General features: G+C 69.7%; 15 protein-coding genes. 6 read left to right on the top strand and 9 right to left on the bottom strand.

What is annotated here, in order from left to right; genetic code table 11:
- The first annotated feature begins 128 nt into the window (after positions 1–128).
- Positions 129–422 carry a YkvA family protein gene (locus tag MKD50_RS21000; RefSeq protein WP_092308282.1) on the top strand — a complete coding sequence of 98 codons (294 nt, stop codon included), beginning with the start codon at positions 129–131 and terminating at the stop codon, positions 420–422.
- A 70-nt stretch (positions 423–492) separates the two neighbouring features.
- On the opposite strand, the gene MKD50_RS20995 is transcribed toward MKD50_RS21000, so the two are convergent.
- From MKD50_RS20995 to MKD50_RS20980, 4 genes are read right to left on the bottom strand one after another with little or no spacing between them, the layout of a single operon-like run.
- Entirely contained in the window at positions 493–1,470 is a 978-nt protein-coding gene (locus MKD50_RS20995; RefSeq protein ID WP_115706339.1) for a quinone oxidoreductase family protein, read from the bottom strand.
- Between the two features lie 50 nt (positions 1,471–1,520).
- On the bottom strand, positions 1,521–1,922 hold the full coding sequence (locus tag MKD50_RS20990) for a methylglyoxal synthase (RefSeq protein ID WP_172581773.1): 402 nt from the start codon (positions 1,920–1,922) through the stop codon (positions 1,521–1,523).
- A 43-nt stretch (positions 1,923–1,965) separates the two neighbouring features.
- On the bottom strand, positions 1,966–2,754 hold the full coding sequence (locus MKD50_RS20985) for an SDR family oxidoreductase (RefSeq protein ID WP_012352178.1): 789 nt from the start codon (positions 2,752–2,754) through the stop codon (positions 1,966–1,968).
- A 55-nt stretch (positions 2,755–2,809) separates the two neighbouring features.
- Complete coding sequence (locus tag MKD50_RS20980; protein ID WP_240073910.1) at positions 2,810–3,709, bottom strand: DMT family transporter; 900 nt, start codon at positions 3,707–3,709, stop codon at positions 2,810–2,812.
- 194 nt (positions 3,710–3,903) lie between these two features.
- Here MKD50_RS20980 and MKD50_RS20975 point away from each other — a divergent pair, with 194 nt between their 5' ends.
- A complete protein-coding gene (locus tag MKD50_RS20975) occupies positions 3,904–4,380 on the top strand; it encodes a MarR family winged helix-turn-helix transcriptional regulator (RefSeq protein WP_115706338.1) in 477 nt (158 codons plus the stop codon).
- A 71-nt stretch (positions 4,381–4,451) separates the two neighbouring features.
- Here MKD50_RS20975 and MKD50_RS20970 read toward each other — a convergent pair whose 3' ends face one another.
- Entirely contained in the window at positions 4,452–6,740 is a 2,289-nt protein-coding gene (locus MKD50_RS20970; protein WP_252668539.1) for a xanthine dehydrogenase family protein molybdopterin-binding subunit, read from the bottom strand.
- 95 nt (positions 6,741–6,835) lie between these two features.
- Here MKD50_RS20970 and MKD50_RS20965 point away from each other — a divergent pair, with 95 nt between their 5' ends.
- Positions 6,836–7,591, top strand: coding sequence for a TetR/AcrR family transcriptional regulator (locus MKD50_RS20965; RefSeq protein WP_115708662.1), 756 nt, complete (start codon positions 6,836–6,838; stop codon positions 7,589–7,591).
- A gap of 27 nt (positions 7,592–7,618) precedes the next feature.
- On the opposite strand, the gene MKD50_RS20960 is transcribed toward MKD50_RS20965, so the two are convergent.
- Genes MKD50_RS20960 through MKD50_RS20945 form a run of 4 tightly spaced genes read right to left on the bottom strand, consistent with a single transcriptional unit; the run spans position 7,619 to position 10,958 of the window.
- Positions 7,619–8,254, bottom strand: a complete 636-nt coding sequence (locus MKD50_RS20960; protein WP_115706335.1) for an N-carbamoylsarcosine amidohydrolase — start codon at positions 8,252–8,254, stop codon at positions 7,619–7,621.
- Positions 8,247–9,335, bottom strand: a complete 1,089-nt coding sequence (locus tag MKD50_RS20955) for a 2,5-dihydroxypyridine 5,6-dioxygenase NicX family protein (RefSeq protein WP_252668537.1) — start codon at positions 9,333–9,335, stop codon at positions 8,247–8,249. Before MKD50_RS20955 ends, MKD50_RS20960 begins: the two co-directional genes overlap by 8 nt.
- A 28-nt stretch (positions 9,336–9,363) precedes the next feature.
- Positions 9,364–10,194: an alpha/beta fold hydrolase gene (locus tag MKD50_RS20950; RefSeq protein WP_252668536.1), complete on the bottom strand. Its 831-nt coding sequence runs from the start codon at positions 10,192–10,194 to the stop codon at positions 9,364–9,366.
- Positions 10,195–10,205: 11 nt separating this feature from the next.
- Positions 10,206–10,958 carry a maleate cis-trans isomerase family protein gene (locus tag MKD50_RS20945; RefSeq protein ID WP_010812897.1) on the bottom strand — a complete coding sequence of 251 codons (753 nt, stop codon included), beginning with the start codon at positions 10,956–10,958 and terminating at the stop codon, positions 10,206–10,208.
- Positions 10,959–11,333: 375 nt separating this feature from the next.
- Between MKD50_RS20945 and MKD50_RS20940 the strand changes: the two genes are divergently transcribed.
- From MKD50_RS20940 to MKD50_RS20930, 3 genes are all read left to right on the top strand, one after another.
- The gene (locus MKD50_RS20940) at positions 11,334–12,494 is read left to right on the top strand and encodes an FAD-dependent monooxygenase (RefSeq protein ID WP_252668534.1); all 1,161 of its coding nucleotides are present in this window, start codon (positions 11,334–11,336) and stop codon (positions 12,492–12,494) included.
- Between the two features lie 88 nt (positions 12,495–12,582).
- Positions 12,583–13,080: a (2Fe-2S)-binding protein gene (locus MKD50_RS20935; RefSeq protein ID WP_115679747.1), complete on the top strand. Its 498-nt coding sequence runs from the start codon at positions 12,583–12,585 to the stop codon at positions 13,078–13,080.
- Complete coding sequence (locus MKD50_RS20930) at positions 13,077–16,016, top strand: c-type cytochrome (RefSeq protein WP_252668532.1); 2,940 nt, start codon at positions 13,077–13,079, stop codon at positions 16,014–16,016. Before MKD50_RS20935 ends, MKD50_RS20930 begins: the two co-directional genes overlap by 4 nt.
- Positions 16,017–16,142: the final 126 nt, after the last annotated feature.

The raw sequence follows: 16,142 nt of genomic DNA, 5'->3' as shown, positions 1-16,142 counted from the left end.
GCAAACCGGCAGGTTAGAAGCGCCCTACGCACCTCCCCGCACCCGCGGAACTTGAACCCCGCCACAACGGCCCAACCTCTCTGCGTATGCGCCAGTGTCAGGCGCCCGCCATGTGAAGGAGGCCTCTCATGTTGAAGCGTTTTTCGGCCCTGTGGACGCTGGTTCGCCGCGACGGGCGCCTGTTCTGGTACGCGCTGCGCCATCCGGATGCGCCCGCGTGGCTCAAGCCTGCCGCCATCGGCCTGTTGTTCTACGCGATCTCGCCGATCGATCTCGTGCCCGACGTGGTTGCCGGCCTGGGGCTGGTCGACGACGTGGTGCTGATCCCGCTGGCCGTCCACCTGATCCTGAAGCGCCTGCCGCCGCATATCCTGCGCCAGGCGCAGGCGCGTGCCACCGCCACCACGGTCCGGCCACACTGAAGCAACCAACAAAAAAATCCCCGGGACACTGGGTGCCCCGGGGATTTTTCATGCCCGCGCAGAACCGATTTCAGTGCGGCAGCAGGATGGTCGAGCCGGTGGTCTTGCGCGACTCCAGGTCGCGGTGCGCCTGCGCCACCTCGGACAGCGCGTAGCGCTGGCGGATGTCGATCTTGACCTTGCCGGTGGTGACGGCGTCGAACAGGTCAGCCACCATCGGCTCGAGCAGTTCGCGGTGCACCACGTAGGTCATCAGCGTCGGCCGCGTCAGCCGCAGCGAGCCCTTGTTGCCCAGCACCGACAGGTCGAACGGCGGCACCGGACCCGAAGCATTGCCGAAGCTGACCATGGTGCCGCGCGGCGCGAGGCAGTCGAGCGAGCCGCGGAAAGTATCCGCGCCGATCGAGTCATAGACCGCTGGCACGCCCTTGCCGTTGGTGATTTCCCGGACCCGCTCGACGAACGACTCGCGCGTATAGACGATGGTGTGGGCGCAGCCGTTGGCGCGTGCCAGTTCGGCCTTTTCGTCGCTGCCGACGGTGCCGATCACGGTCACGCCCAGCGCCTTCAGCCACTGGCACGCGATCAGGCCGACGCCGCCCGCGGCCGCGTGCAGCAGCACGGTGTCGCCCGGCTGCACCTTGTAGCTGTCGCGGATCAGGTACTGCGCCGTCAGCCCCTGCAGCATCATCGCCGCGGCGGTGTCGAACGGGATCGCGTCGGGCAGCCGCACCACGATGTCGGCCGGCATTACCCGCACCTGCGCGTAAGCGCCGGTGGGACGGCCGGCATAGGCCACGCGGTCGCCCACGGCAACGTGGCGCACGCCTTCGCCCACCGCCTCGACCACGCCGGCGCCTTCCATGCCCAACCCGCCCGGCAGCGGCTGCTTGTACAGCCCGGTGCGGAAATAGACATCGATATAGTTCAGGCCCACGGCCTCGTGGCGCACGCGCACTTCGCCGGGGCCGGGGTCGCCCACCTGTACATCGACCCACTGCATGACTTCGGGACCGCCGGTCTGCTCGATCCGGATGGCTTTGCTCATCTGCGTCGCTCCTTGTTTTGGTGAGGCATCGATCGGGAATGCGGAGTACTTCAGCCGGCCTGCGCCGCGCCGTTCTCGCGCGCAAGCCCGGCCAGCAGCAGCTCGGCGCTGGCCACGTTGGTCGCGCACGGCACGTTGTGCACGTCGCAGGCGCGCACCAGCGCGTTGATATCGGGTTCGTGCGGCTGCGGCGTCATCGGGTCGCGCAGGAACACCACCGCGCTGACGCGGCCTTCGGCCAGCTGCGCGCCGATCTGCAGGTCGCCGCCCCACGGGCCCGACAGCATGCGCGTGACGTCCAGCCCGACTTCGTCGATCAGGCGCCCGCCGGTGGTGCCGGTGGCAAGCAGTTCGCACTGCGACAGGAAGTCGCGATGGCGTGCGGCGAAGGCGACGATGTCGTCCTTCTTGTGGTCATGGGCGATCAGCGCGATACGGGGCCGGGTCATCAGGGCTTCCTTTTGCGGGGTACGGGTAACGTCAGGACACTGCGGCTCAGAACGTGCCAGGGAAGGCGCCGCCGTCGAGCAGGATGTTCTGGCCGGTGATGTAGCCGGCGTGGCGGCTGCACAGGAAGGCGCAGGTGGCGCCGAACTCGGCCGGCTCGCCGAAGCGGCGCGACGGGTTGGCCGCGGCGCGGCGCTGCGCCACTTCCTCGACGCTCAGGCCGGCCTTCTTCGCGCCGCCTTCCATGGTCTTGAACAGGCGGTCGGTATTGAACGGGCCCGGCAGCAGGTTGTTGATGGTGACGCCGTGCTGCGCCACTTCGCGCGCGACACCGGCAACGAAACCGGTCAGGCCCGAGCGCGCGCCATTGGACAGCCCCAGCACATCGATCGGCGCCTTGACCGCACCGCTGGTGATATTGATGATGCGGCCCCACTTGCGCGCGATCATGCCGTCGACGGTGGCCTTGATCAGCTCGATCGGGGTCAGCATGTTGGCGTCGAGCGCAGCCAGCCAGTCGCTGCGCTCCCAGTCGCGGAAATTGCCCGGCGGCGGGCCGCCGGCGTTGTTGACCAGGATGTCGAGGTCGCCGAGTTTGGCGGCGGCGTCGAGCGCCGCCTTGCGGCCCTCGGGCGTGGTGATGTCGGTCGCCACCGCGATCACTCGGCGGCCATGGCGCGCGCGCAGGTCGGCCGCGGCCTTTTCCAGCGCCTCCGCGCCCCGCGCCACGATCACCACGTCGACGCCCTCGGCGGCCAGCGCATCGGCGCAGGCGAAGCCCAGGCCCTTGCTGGCGCCACATACCAGCGCATGCTTGCCGCGCAGTCCCAGATCCATGTGTTTCTCCCTAGTCTGTTGTCTGTGACGGACCCGCGCCAGGCGGGCCCGCGAATCAGTTTTTCCTTGCCGACAGCAAATACATGCCGCCCATCACCAGCGCGCTGCCGGCCAGCTGCACGCCGCTGACGGGCTCGCCCAGCAGCCAGAAGGCCAGCAACAGCGTCGACACCGGCCCGATCATGCCGGCCTGCGATGCCATCGGTGCGCCGATGCGAGACACCGCCACCATGGTCAGCGACACCGGCAGCACGGTGCAGAACACCGCGTTGACGAGCGACAGCCACAGCACCGGCGCTGGCTGCGCCAGCTCCGCCAGCGGCCGGCCCAGCACCAGGTACTGGATCACGCAGCACGCGGTCGACACGCACATGGCATACGCCACCAGCCGCAGCGAGCCGATGCGCCGCACCAGCTCGCCGCTCAGGATCAGGTAGATACCATAGGTGATGGCACTGCCCAGCACCAGCGCACCGCCCAGCCACACCTGGCTGCCGCTGACATCGAGGTCATGCGCGAACACCAGCACGATGCCGGCATAGGCCAGCAGCAGCGACAGCCACTGGTGCCTGCCGATGGACCGGCGGAATACCAGCGCGGTAACCAGCAGCACGAACGACGGCGTCAGGAACAGGATCAGCCGCTCCAGCCCGGCAGTGATGTACTGCAGGCCGATGAAGTCAAGGAAGCTGGACAGGTAGTAGCCGATAAAGCCGAGGAACACCACGCGGCCCCGGTCGGCCCACGACAGCGGCGCCAGCCGGCGCGACTGCCACCAGCCGATCGCCATGAACAGCGGCACCGCGAACAGCATGCGCAGCGTGATCACCATCACGGCATCGACGTTGTAGCGGTACATCAGCTTGGCGACGATTGCCTTGGCCGAAAACAGCACCGCGCCCACGGCGGCGATGACAAGACCGGAGCGCTGCGGCGAAGGCAGCGCGGCGGGCATGGCGAGAGACTTGTGGGAGGCGGGCACGAAGAATACGGGGGAAAGCGGACCGGCACGGCGGTCCCGCAAAACGACCCGACGATTGTATTCGAAAAGGCGCGAGGGCATCGGACGCCGCCCCGGCCGCGCGCGCCACCTGTTTTGCCGCCTTCCTCGGTATACTCTGGGTCACCTTCAGCCACCGCGCCTGCTTCGTGCCTCAGCCCGCCGATACGCCTTCCGGCAAGCCCGCCGCCGACTATGACTTCACCGAGCAGGTGGGGCACCTGCTGCGGCGCGCCTACCAGCGCCATGTGGCGATCTTCCAGCAGACCATCCCCGATTCGCAGCTGACCGCGGCGCAGTTCGTGGTGCTGTGCGCGGTGCGCGACCGGCAGCCGTGTTCGATGAACGAGGTGGTGCGCGCGACCGCGATCGACCAGGCCACGGTGCGCGGCATCATCGACCGGCTCAAGTCGCGCAAGCTGATCGCGGTCTCGCATGATCCCAACGACCGGCGCAAGGTGGTGGTGACGGTCACGCCCGCCGGGCTGGCCCTGATCGACGAGACCGTGCCGTTCGCGAAGGAGATTTCGGAGCAGACCTTCGGCAGCCTGAATCCGGCCGAGCGCGTGGCCGTGACTTACCTGCTGCGCAAGATGAGCGAGATCGACGAGGGGAATGGCGCCTAGCGCGGCGCCGCAGGCTCCCTGCCGCGCGCGGGTTTCTCCCCTCTCCCGCTTGCGGGAGAGGGAGTACACAGTTAGCCGTTGGTTGAGGCCATCGATTTCATTGCCGCCAGCACTGTCTCCGGCACGAACGGCGGCCGGCGCAGGCGCACCCCCAGCGCATCGAACAGCGCGTTGGCGATCGCCGGCGCGCCCGGCAGCGAGGCGGATTCGCCCGCGCCCAGCGGCGGCTCTGACTGGCGCGGCATCAGCATCACCTCGATCGGCGGGATTTCCGGGAAGGTCAGCAGCGGGTAGCTGCCCCATTCGCGGCTGGCGACACCGTCGGCATCGAAGCGGACCTGCTCCTTCAGCACACGGCTGAGGGTCTGCACCACATTGCCGTGGACCTGGTGGCGCACGCCGTCGGGATTGACGACCATGCCGGTGTCCTGCCCCACCACCACCTTGTCGATGGTGATGCGGCCCGTGCCCGTGTCAACGGACAGGTCCACCACCCAGGCGGCCCAGGCTGCGCCGAATCCCGGAAATCGGCTGTGGATATAGCGCGCGTAGGCCACGCCCCGTCCGCGCAGCCGGCCGTCGGCATCCGGCACGCCGCGTGATCCGGCCGCGCCGCGCTGCCAGCCGGCCGCATCGGCGACGGCGCGCAGCAGATCCGCGGCGCGCTGGTCGGGCAGGTGGCGCAGGCGGAATTCCACCGGATCGGCGCCAGCCTCCAGCGCCAGCTCGTCGATCACGCACTCGTGCGCGAACGCATTGGGCAACGCCGACACGCCGCGCAGCCACGACGCGCGCACGATTGCCGGCGTGTCGTCGCAGCCGATGCGGCGCGCGGCATACGCGTAGGGCGGCACCGCGGTGCGGTCGCCCATCTCCAGGGTGCGCGGGGCATTGGACACGGCACCGGTCAGCACCAGCGCCAGCGTGGGCGCGTCGTTGGACGGATAGCGGCTGGTGAAGTCATAGCCGAGCAGCGCGCCGTCGGCGCCGAGCGTGGCGCTGACATCCATCAGCTGGGCCGCGCCCTTGGGCTCCCACAAGTGTTCCTGCTCGCGCGACAGCTGCACGCGCACCGGCCGCCGCACCGCGCGCGACAGCAGCGCGGCGTCGGCGCAGACGTCGTCGGCGCAATTGCGCCCGTAGCAGCCGGCAGCCTCCATGCGCACGATCTCGATGCTGTCTTCGCCCAGCCCGCACAGCCTGGACAGGTCGATACGCAGCATGTGCGGGTTCTGCGTGCCGGACCATACCGTCAGCCCCTCTTCATGCCAGTCGGCCACGGCGCAGGACGGGCCGATGGAGCCGTGCATCTGGTACGGCCACACGTACCGCCGCTGCAGTACCGTGCCGGCGCCGCCGGCGGGCAGCTCGCCTTCTGTCAGCAGCTCGCGCCGCGTGGCGGGGTTGTCGCGCAGCGCCGGCTCCGGATCGTCCAGCGCGGGCAACGGCGGCACCGGCTTCCAGCGCACGCGCAGCCGGCGCGCGGCCTGCACCGCATATTCCTCGCGCTCGGCCACCACGCCGACGAAGTCGCCCTGCACCACCACCTCGACCAGGCCGGGCACGTCGCGCACCGAATCGCGGTCGATGGCCAGCAGGCTGTGGCCGACGAAGGCGCCGCTGTCGCGCCCGGCATACGGCGGGCGCACCACGCGGCCGTGCAGCATGCCGGGCACGCGCACGTCGTGGACGAAGGTCAGCGCCCCGCGCGCCTTGTCGGGGATATCGACGCGCGGCGCCGCGCGGCCGACGATGCGGTAGGACTCGACCGGCTTGACCGGCATGTCGTCGGCCAGCGGCAACTCCACGTGCTCGCCGGCGACCAGCGCCGCGTAACCGAGGCTGGCCTGCGTGCCGCGCACGCGGAATACGCCGTTCTCCGCTTCCAGCGCGGAGGCGTCGACGCCGAGCTGCAGCGCCGCGCGCGCCTGCAGCCACGCGCGCGCCTGTGCCGCCGCGCGGCGCAGCGGCAGTGCCGAGATCTGGATCGAGGCGCTGGCGATGGTCGGGCCCTGGTTGGGCGTGGCCTCGGTATGGCCCAGCACCATGCGCACTTGCGCGAGCGGCACGTCGAGTTCTTCGGCGACGATCTGCGCCAGCGCGGTGCGGATGCCGGTGCCCAGGTCGACGTGGCCGTTGAAGGCGAGCACCTCGCCGCTGTCGCGCACGGCGATAAACAGGTCCGGCAGCGCCGGCACATAGTCCGACGCCGCGCCGGGCTGGCCAGGCGCCGGGCGCGCGGCCGGCTGCGGGGGGCGCGTCACCAGCAGCACGCCGGTGGCCTGCAGCAGCGTCAGCCGCAGTGCGCGCGGCGTGGCGGCGTCGGCCTGTGCCGGGGGTTGCAGCTGGGTTGCCGTCATCGTTCTACTCTCTTCATCATCGGCCGCCGCGCGGGGCCGCCGCGCATGTCAACGTTATACTGCCAGCCAACAGGCACACGGCAAGAACACCCACCATGACCACCAAGACTGCGGCCGCGCCCGCCACCCGTCGGGCGGCAGCCGGCACCCGGGCCCGGCAAGCGCAGGACAGCCGCGAGCGCATCCTCAAAGCCGCCATCAAGGTGTTCGCCCAGCGCGGCTACGACGGCGGCCGCATCGAACGCATCTCGTCGCTGGCCAAGACCTACGACCGGATGATCTACTACTACTTCGGCAGCAAGGAGAAGCTGTTCGTCGAAGTACTGGAGACCATCTACCTGCAGCTCAACCAGGCCGAGCAGCAGCTGGAGCATGAGCTCGACGCCGCCGACCCCGTGCGGGCGCTGTCGCAACTGGTCGACTTCGTCTGGCAGTACTACCTGGACCATCCCGAGTTCGTCGCCATCCTGACCAGCGAGAACATGAGCCAGGGCAAGCACGCGAAGAAGTCGGTGCGGCTGCGCGAGATCTCCAGCTATGCGCTGTCGGTGCTCGACGGCATCCTCGCGCGCGGCAAGGCCGCCGGGCTGTTCCGCGCGGACGCCGGCGCGCGCGACGTGTATATGGTGATCGCTTCGCTTGGCTACTTCTATAACTCCAACCATCATACGCTCAGCGCCTTCCTGGGCGAGCCCATGATGAGCCCGCCCGCGCTGGCGCACTGGCGCGATGTGATTCAGCAGACCGTGCTGCGCACGGTGGCCGTGCCCGGCGCCGTGCCGGAGGCGCATGTGCCACTCGCCGCCGCGCCGCGCAAGGCGGCACGCGCCAGGCGCGCGGCGGCGGGCTGAGACCGGCACCGGCGCCATCGGCCAGGCTCAGGCGGCGGCGCGCACGCCCGCCACCTGCGCCAGCGCCTCGTCGCGCGTCAGCACCGTGGCGTACTTCTGCGCCATGTCGAACAGGTTGGCATCATGCGGCGCGAGCGCGCGGTCGCCCACGCAATCCGACACCACCAGCGGGCGGAACCCCAGCGACATCGCATCGACCACGCTGGCGCGCACGCAGCCGCTGGTGACGCAGCCCGCCACCAGCAGCGTCTGCACGCCGCGCTGCGTCAGCCATGCCGCCAGCGAGGTGCCGAAGAACGCCGACGGCACCGTCTTGCGCACCACCAGCTCGCCCGCCGCGGGCGCCAGCTCGGGCACGATCTGGCTGTTGTGGCCATCCTCCTTCAGCGTCAGCATGCCCGGCACCTTCAGCGTGAAGATGTTGTGGTCGCTGTCGTCGTCGGCGAACACGATGCGGCTGTGCGCCACCGGCCAGCCGTGCTCGCGCGCGGCGCGCAGCAGCGGCTGGGTGTTGCGGATGGCTTCGGGGATATTGCCGCCGCCGAACACCGCCGGATCGGCAAAGCCGTTGACGAAGTCGATGATCAGCAGGCCGTACGGCGGCTTCGGTTCCATCGCCGCGCCGAAGCCCTGGCGCTGGTAAGTCTGCACTGCGTCATCCATGGCGCGAGTCCTTGTCTGCCTTGTAGAGCGATGCGGCCGGGGCGTGGTGCCCGTCCATCACCTTGCCGCGCACCACCACCGGCTCGCCGTCGAGGCTGACGGTGCAGTGGCGCACGGGAATATCGATATGGCAGGCGGTGGTGCGGCTGCCGCCTGCTTCATTGTTGGGGCCGAACGAGCACAGGAAATTGCCCTCGTAGGCGCGCGCGTCCATGCCAATGGTGGCCTCGCGGTCGTACATCGCCAGCGCCGACCAGCTCGCGCGCGGCTGCAGGCCCCAGCCGATATGCGACATGGCATACGCTTCCGGATCGTTGAACGAGGCCATGTAGTCGGCCAGCAGCTCGGCATCGACGCCGCCCTCGATGCGACGCACGTAGCCGGCCTCGACCGTGATGCGGATCGGCGCCTGCAGGTAGGACTTCATCGGCAGCAGGATGTCGCCGCGGTCCAGCACGATGGTGCCGTCGGTGCCGCCCTCGTCGGGCCAGGTCAGCACGAAGCCGCTCGGCCAGTGGTCCCAGCGGCCGGGCTCGTCGACAAAGCCATACTCGCTGATCGCGGGGAATTCGCCCAGGCGGCAGCGCAGGTCCATGCCGGCGTCGGACACGATATGCATCTCGCGCGCGCGGCCCAGCCGCTGCGTGGCGGCCTTGACGCGGGCGCGGTCGGCCTCGCTCGGCACCAGCCGCGCCAGCACTTCCGGCGGCTCCACCGCCAGCAGGATCCTGGTGCCGCCGGACAGGATCTCGTGCTGCTCGGGCGAGAACAGCAGCGTCATCAGGTCCAGCACCAGGTCGCTCGCCTTGAGCGCGGCGATCGCCGCCGGATTGCCGGTCAGCGGCGTGGTCCCAAGGTAGGCCAGCGCATCGCGGCTGAGCGCCTTCTCGCCGTTGACGGGCGGCAGGTCAAGCCGGTTGACGATGGCGCCCATCGACGCCGCCGCCACCATTGCCGTGCGCAGCGTCTGCGGATGCGTGGCGGCGCCGGTGAGCACGGTGACGGTCTGTCCCGGCTGCAGCTTCGACAGCGTCAGCACCTGCTTCCACGCTGCCGTCAGGTCGTAATCGCTTACGGGCATGTTCGCTCCCTATCCATCAATTCAGCGCTCAATTCAACGGCGCGCCGAGGAAATCGCCGAAGGCGCGGTAGAAGCCGGCCTCGTCGTCCCACGGGATCATGTGGCCGGCATTGGCGACGTGCGCGACCAGCAAGGCCGGCAGCAGCGTGCGCATTTCCTGCACGTCTTCCGCGCGGATCACGTCGCCGCGGCCGGCGGTCATCAGCAGCGCCGGCACGGCGAGCTGCGGCAGGTCGGCGTGGATGTCGTCCTCGTGGAAACCGTTGAAGCTGGCCAGGATCGCGCGCTCGTCGCAGGTATGCAGCCATTGCGCGCGCAGGCGCAGCTGGTCTTCGGTCCAGGTCGGGCAGAAGCGGCGCATGCCTTCGGCATCGATGCCCTGCTGCGCCAGCCGGATCGAGTCGATGTACCAGGGCAGTTGCGACGGATAAGCGCGGCGCCCCGGGCCGGACACCGGCGGATCGACCAGCACCAGCCGCGTCAGGCCCTCGGGCTTGGCGCGCGCGGCGCGGATGCCGATGCGCGCGCCCATCGAATGGCCAACCACGGCATAGCGCCGCAGTCCCAGCGCCGCGGCAAAGGCGACCACGTCGGCGGCCTGCGCATCGAGGCTGTAGTCCAGCTCGGCACCGGCCTGCGACAGGCCGCGGCCGCGCACGTCGAGCACATAGGTATCGAACTGCTGCCCGAAGCGTTCGCCGACAAAGCCCCAGGTCACCGCCGGGCTGGTGATGCCGGGCACGATGATGACGGCATCGCGCTGCGCGCGCGCGCCCGCCTGCCCGCCATAGCGCAGATAGTGCTGGCGGATGCCGTTGGCGTGGACGTTGGCGCCGTAGAGAAAGGTACTTTCTGCCATGGCCCGCCCCTTCAGTACGCGCCCGACAGCAGCGCGCCGGCGCCCGGCACCACCGGCTCCAGCCCCAGGCGCTTGAGCAACGCATAGGTGGTGGCAACAGCGGCGGTCACGACCGGCTTGCCGGTCATGGCCTCGACCTTCGCTACCGCAGGCAGCGACGGCATCTGCACGCAGGCCGACAGCACGATCACGTCGGCATCGGCGGTGTTCATCTGCGCGACGATCTCCGGCAGCCTGGCCGGATCATGGCGGCCGACCTCCAGGTTGTCGGGGATCTCCAGCGCGCGGTAGTCGACCACCTCATAGCCTTCATTGCGGATGTAGTCCACCACCAGTTCGGTCAGCGGCTTCATGTACGGCGCCACCACCGCGATGCGCTTCGCGCCCATCACCTTGAGCGCATCGACCAACGCGCCGGCGCTGGTGATCACCGGCGCGTCGCCGCCGTTCTCGGCGGTATGCGCCTGCAGGCGCTGCTCGGAGACGCGGTGGTAGCCGTGGCCCATCGCCATGATCGCCACCAGGCAGGCGTAGCCGAGCACGTCGACGCGGGCGTCGCTCAGTTCCACCGCGCAGCGGTCGGATTCCGCGTCCATCGCGGCCAGTTCTTCCTTGACCACTTTCTTCATCCGCATGCGGCTCGAGTGGAAGGTGAAGCGCTCCGGGCGCACCAGCTGGCGCGCGGCCAGCATCGCCGGGATCTCGGTTTCCATGGTGGTGTTGGAGCTCGGCACGATCTGGCCGATTCGGAAAACTTTCTGCACTGTCGACTCCGTCATCTGTTTGTCTGCCCTTGGTTGCGCTTTGGTCGCGCTGTCGGTCTGGCTGCCTGCAGCGGCCCATGGGCCTGCATGCTGCGATCGATTGTAGTGTACACACTTTATATAGGCAAACAGATTCTGCACCGGCCGCGATTCACTCGTTCAGTGCACACTGAATCCATGAATCCCTGTTTTTGCGCACGTTTTCGCCATTGCAGCGCATCATTGCGATGAGGTCACATCGGTATCAGGGTTTTCCATAGGATCGCAAAATTTCGCCTTTACCTGGATATTTTGAGTGTGTACACTCGTTTCAACGGTCGGCCACATGGCCGCCCCAGCCCCCATCGACCTTGTGTCATTGCCAGGAGAAATAACGTGCAAGGCAAACCGCGAATCGCAGTTGTCGGCGCCGGACTCGGAGGAACGGCCGCGGCCGCCCTGCTGCAGCGAGCCGGCTTCCAAGTCAGGCTGTATGAGCAGGCACCGGCGTTCTCGCGCCTGGGCGCGGGCATCCATGTCGGGCCCAACGTGATGAAGATCATGCGGCGCATCGGCATCGAGGACGCGCTCAACGACATGGGTTGCCACCCCGACTACTGGTACAGCCGCGACGGCCTCACCGGCGAGGTGATCGCACAGATCCCGCTGGGCGACTATGCGGTGCGCCATTACGGCGCCAGCTACCTGACCGTCCACCGCGGCGACTTTCACAAGCTGCTGACCGACGCCGTCGCGCCCGGCACGCTGTTCTTCAACAAGAAGCTGGAAAGCGTCACCGACAAGGGCGATGTGGTGCAGCTGCGCTTCACCGACGGCACGGTCGAGGAAGCCGATATCGTGATCGGCGCCGACGGCGTCAACTCGCGCATCCGCGAGACCCTGCTGGGCGCCGAGCCGCCCAGGTACACCGGCTACGTGGCGCACCGCGCGGTGTTTCCGATCGCGCGCGTCAAGGGCTTCACGCACGACCGCTGCACCAAGTGGTGGACCGATGACCGCCACATGATGGTCTACTTCGACACCAGCAAGCTCGACGAGATCTACTACGTTACCGGCGTGCCAGAGCCCGAATGGGACATGAGCAAGAGCTGGGTGCCGAGCAGCATCGAAGAGATGCGCGCGGCCTTCGACGGCTGGCATGAAGGCGTGCAATCGCTGATCGAAGGCACGATCGAAGTGACCAAGTGGCCGCTGCTGGAGCGCGACCCGCTGCCGCTGTGGAGCCGCGGCCGCCTGGTGCTGCTGGGCGATGCCTGCCACCCGATGAAGCCGCACATGGCACAGGGCGCCGCGATGGCGATCGAGGATGCCGCCATGCTGACGCGCTGCTTCACCGAAGCCGGCACCGACGACTACGCCAGTGCCTTCGCGCTCTATGAAGCCAACCGCGCCGAGCGCGCCGGCAAGGTCCAGCTGGTTTCGCACAACAACACCTGGCTGCGCAGCAACGAGAACCCGGACTGGTGTTTCGGCTACGATGTGTTCAACGTGCCGCTGGTGTCGGCCGGGAGCAAGCCGCTGTCCGAAGCCGCCTGATCGCCTGACCGCCCTGCCCGCCGCCGCCCCTTGCCAGAATGGGGCGCGGCGCAGCGATGCGTGATGTTCAAACCGCCCCCAGCCCCCGATGAACACGCCCCGCCCCCTGACCCTGCAGGTCAACCACGCCGAGCACACGCTGGACGTGGCGCCTGACACGCCGCTGCTCTACATCCTGCGCAACGACCTGTGCTGCAACGGGCCCAAGTACGGTTGCGGCCTGGGCCAGTGCGGCGCCTGCACGGTGCTGGTGGATGGCCTGCCGGCGCGTTCGTGCGTGCTGCCGGTCAAGGCCGTGGTGGGCCACGCGGTGACGACGCTCGAGGGCCTGGGCACGGCACAGCATCCGGACCCGGTGCAGCAGGCGTTTATCGAGGAACAGGCCGCGCAATGCGGCTACTGCCTGAACGGCATGATCATGACCGCCAAGGCGCTGCTGGCGCAGAACCCCGATCCCGACGAAGCGCAGATCCGCGAAGCCTTGCGCTTCAACCTGTGCCGTTGCGGCACGCATGTGGAAATCGTGCGCGCGGTCAGGCGGGCCGCGGTGCTGCAGCGGCAGGCCGCACAAGGGGCAGCGTCGTGAGCGCCGGCATCGTGCAGGCGACGACGCCGGCCACCGCACTGGCCGCCGGCCTGCCACCGGGCGCCGCCGATTGCCTCGTGGCCCATGTACTGACACCCCCTGGCCTGCGCTGGGTGGGCGGCGAGCCGCTCGCGGCGCGCCTGCTTCACGCCGAACGCGACGCCGCGCTGGCGCTGCCCGGCATCCGCGCGGTGGTGGTCCGCAATAACTTTGCCGGCGTGGCCGCGGTCTCCGCCGCCCAGGCCGCCGAGGCGGCACAGGCCCTGCGGGCGCGCTGGTCTGGTCCGCCGCGCGCCGACGCCACCCCTGCGGCGCGCCACACAGTGGCGCAACGCGGCGATGCCGCGGATGCGCTCCAACACGCCCGCGCATCCCACACGCAGGACTACCAATGGCCACTGGCAGGCACCCGCGACGATGCCTGCTGCACCGCTGTCGCCGACTGGCGCGACGGCACGCTGACCGTATGGCTACCCGCCACGCGTCCCGGCGCACTGCGCGCCGAACTCGCCGCACTGCTGGGCATCGCCCCAACGCAAGTGCTACTGGTCTGCTGGCAAGACCCGAACGACCGCGCCGACGCCGCGCTGCTGGCACCGCACGCCGCCGCCGATGCGGCCCTGCTGGCCAACGCCACCGGCCAACCGGTGGTGCGCCGGCTGCGCGCCGCCGAGGTGGGCCTGGCCGATGCCACGCTCGAGATCCGTGTCGACAGCGCACGCACCGGTGCCACCGTCGACGCCTTTGCCGCAACGCTGGCGGGCGCCACGGCGCCGGCGTCACCGCTGGCGCTGTGGCTGACCCGTACGCCGGCGCCGGTGACGGACAGCATCGATGCGAGCCATGGCGGCGACGCTGCGCTGCCGCCCTATTGCATCCCGCATGTCGAACTCGCGGTGTCCGGGGACCCCGTTGCGTTCGCAGCCGCGCCGCTGACGGCAGCCCGCGCGCAGGTGTTCGCACGCGAATCCCATCTCGACGAGCTTGCCGCCGCCAGCGACGCCGACCCGGTGGCGCTGCGCCTCGCGCATCTGGACGACCCGCGCGGCGCCGCGCTGGTGCGGCAGGTGGCCGAGCGCGCCGGCTGGGACCTGGACGCCAATGCCGCCGCGCCACGCGCCAGCTCTGCGGCGGGCAATGTGCGGCGCGGCCGCGGCTTTGCCTACGCCCACACCATCGACCACGACGCTGGCGAAAGCTGGTCGGCGTGGGTTGCGGAAGTCGAGGTCGACGGCAGCACCGGCGAGCTCGCGGTCACGCGCGTCACGGTCGGCCACGACAGCGAATCGCTGCCGCCACCGCAAGCCGCCGCGACGACGCGCTCGATCGAGCGGGACGTGGCCGCAACCGCGCTGCAGCTGACCGCCGCCACGCCTGGATTCGACACCTGGCCGGCCGACGCGCGGGTTGCGGGCGAAGCCTTGCCTGCCGTGCCGGCCCAGGCCCTGCCGGAAGTGCGGCTGGCCGGCACGCTGGCCGCGCACGATGCACTGGCGGCCGGTCCCACGGACTCGATGCCCGCGGCCGCCGCCGTCGCCAATGCCATCTTCGATGCCACCGGCGTGCGCCTGCGCAAGCCACCGTTCAGCGCCGAACGCATCCGCCTGGCACTGGCCGAGGCCAATCCCGGCAACAAACGCAAGAAACGCGGCTGGATCGCCGCGGCCGCCGCCGCCGCGGCAGGCGTGTGCGCCACGCTGTTGCCGTGGCGCGCACCGATCGCGCCGGTGGCACCGCCCGAACCCGGCTTCTATTCCGCCGCCACGCTCGAGCGCGGCCGGCTGGTGGCCGCCGCCGGCGACTGCGCGGTCTGCCATACCGCGCCGGGCGGCGCGAAGAACGCGGGCGGCCTGCCGCTGGAAACGCCCTTCGGCACGGTCTACAGCACCAACATCACGCCGGATGCGCAGACCGGCATCGGCAACTGGTCCTTCGCCGCGTTCGAGCGCGCCATGCGCGAAGGCATCCACCGCGACGGGCGGCGCCTGTATCCGGCGTTCCCATACACCGCCTTCGCCAAAATCAGCGACGGCGACATGCAGGCGCTGTACGGCTACCTGATGTCAGCCGAGCCGGTGACATCCGCGGTGCCGCAGACGCAGCTCGCCTTCCCGTTCAACCTGCGGCCGCTGCTGGCCGGCTGGAACCTGCTGTTCCATCGCAATGAACGCTTTACGCCGCACCCGTCGCGCTCGGCGCAATGGAATCGCGGCGCGTACCTGGCCGAGGGGCTGGGCCACTGCAGTGCCTGCCATTCGCCGCGCAATGCGCTCGGCGCCGAGCAAGGCGGGCGCCGCTACCTGACCGGCGGCAGCGCCGAAGGCTGGGAAGCGCCGGCGCTGACCGCGCTGTCGCAAGCCCCGGTGCCGTGGACCGAGGCCGCCCTGTTCACTTACCTGCGCGGCGGCTATGCCCCGCACCATGGCGCCGCAGCGGGACCGATGGCGCCTGTGGTGGAAGAACTCGCGCAACTGCCCGAGGACGACGTGCGCGCGATCGCGCATTACGTGGCCTCGTTCGGCGCGCCCGCGCCGGCACCGTCGGTGCTGGCGGCGCAGGCGGCGCAGGTCGAGCAACGCAGCCAGCAGGCTGCGCGCACTCTGGGCGGTCCCGCCGATCGCCTGTACCAGAGCGCCTGCGCGGTCTGCCACCAGTCGGACCAGGGCATTGCGCAATTCGGCGTGAAGCCGTCGCTGGCGCTCAATACCAACCTGCACAGCAAGCTGCCGGACAACGTGATCCAGGTGCTGCTGCGCGGCATGCCGGCACCGCCCAACGGCGAACTGGGCGCGATGCCGGCCTATGCCGACACGCTCGACGACCAGCAGATCGCGCAACTGGCGCAGTACCTGCGCGCGCGCTTTGCGCCCGACAAACCCGCCTGGCAGGACCTGCAGAACACCGTCGCGCGGCTGCGCGCGGGGCCTGCCCACTGAACCACCGCAGCACCGTGCACCACGCTGGCGGGCCTTGCGCAGCGGCGCGGGCGCGCGGGCGTGACCGACCCTGCGCCAGCCGGCCTGCGCGCGGGAAAACCCCGAGGAGAGAAACGCAATTCGGCC

Source organism: Cupriavidus mimosae (assembly GCF_023952485.1).
Classification (GTDB): domain Bacteria; phylum Pseudomonadota; class Gammaproteobacteria; order Burkholderiales; family Burkholderiaceae; genus Cupriavidus; species Cupriavidus taiwanensis_C.
This window is presented reverse-complemented; position numbering and strand designations above follow the sequence as displayed.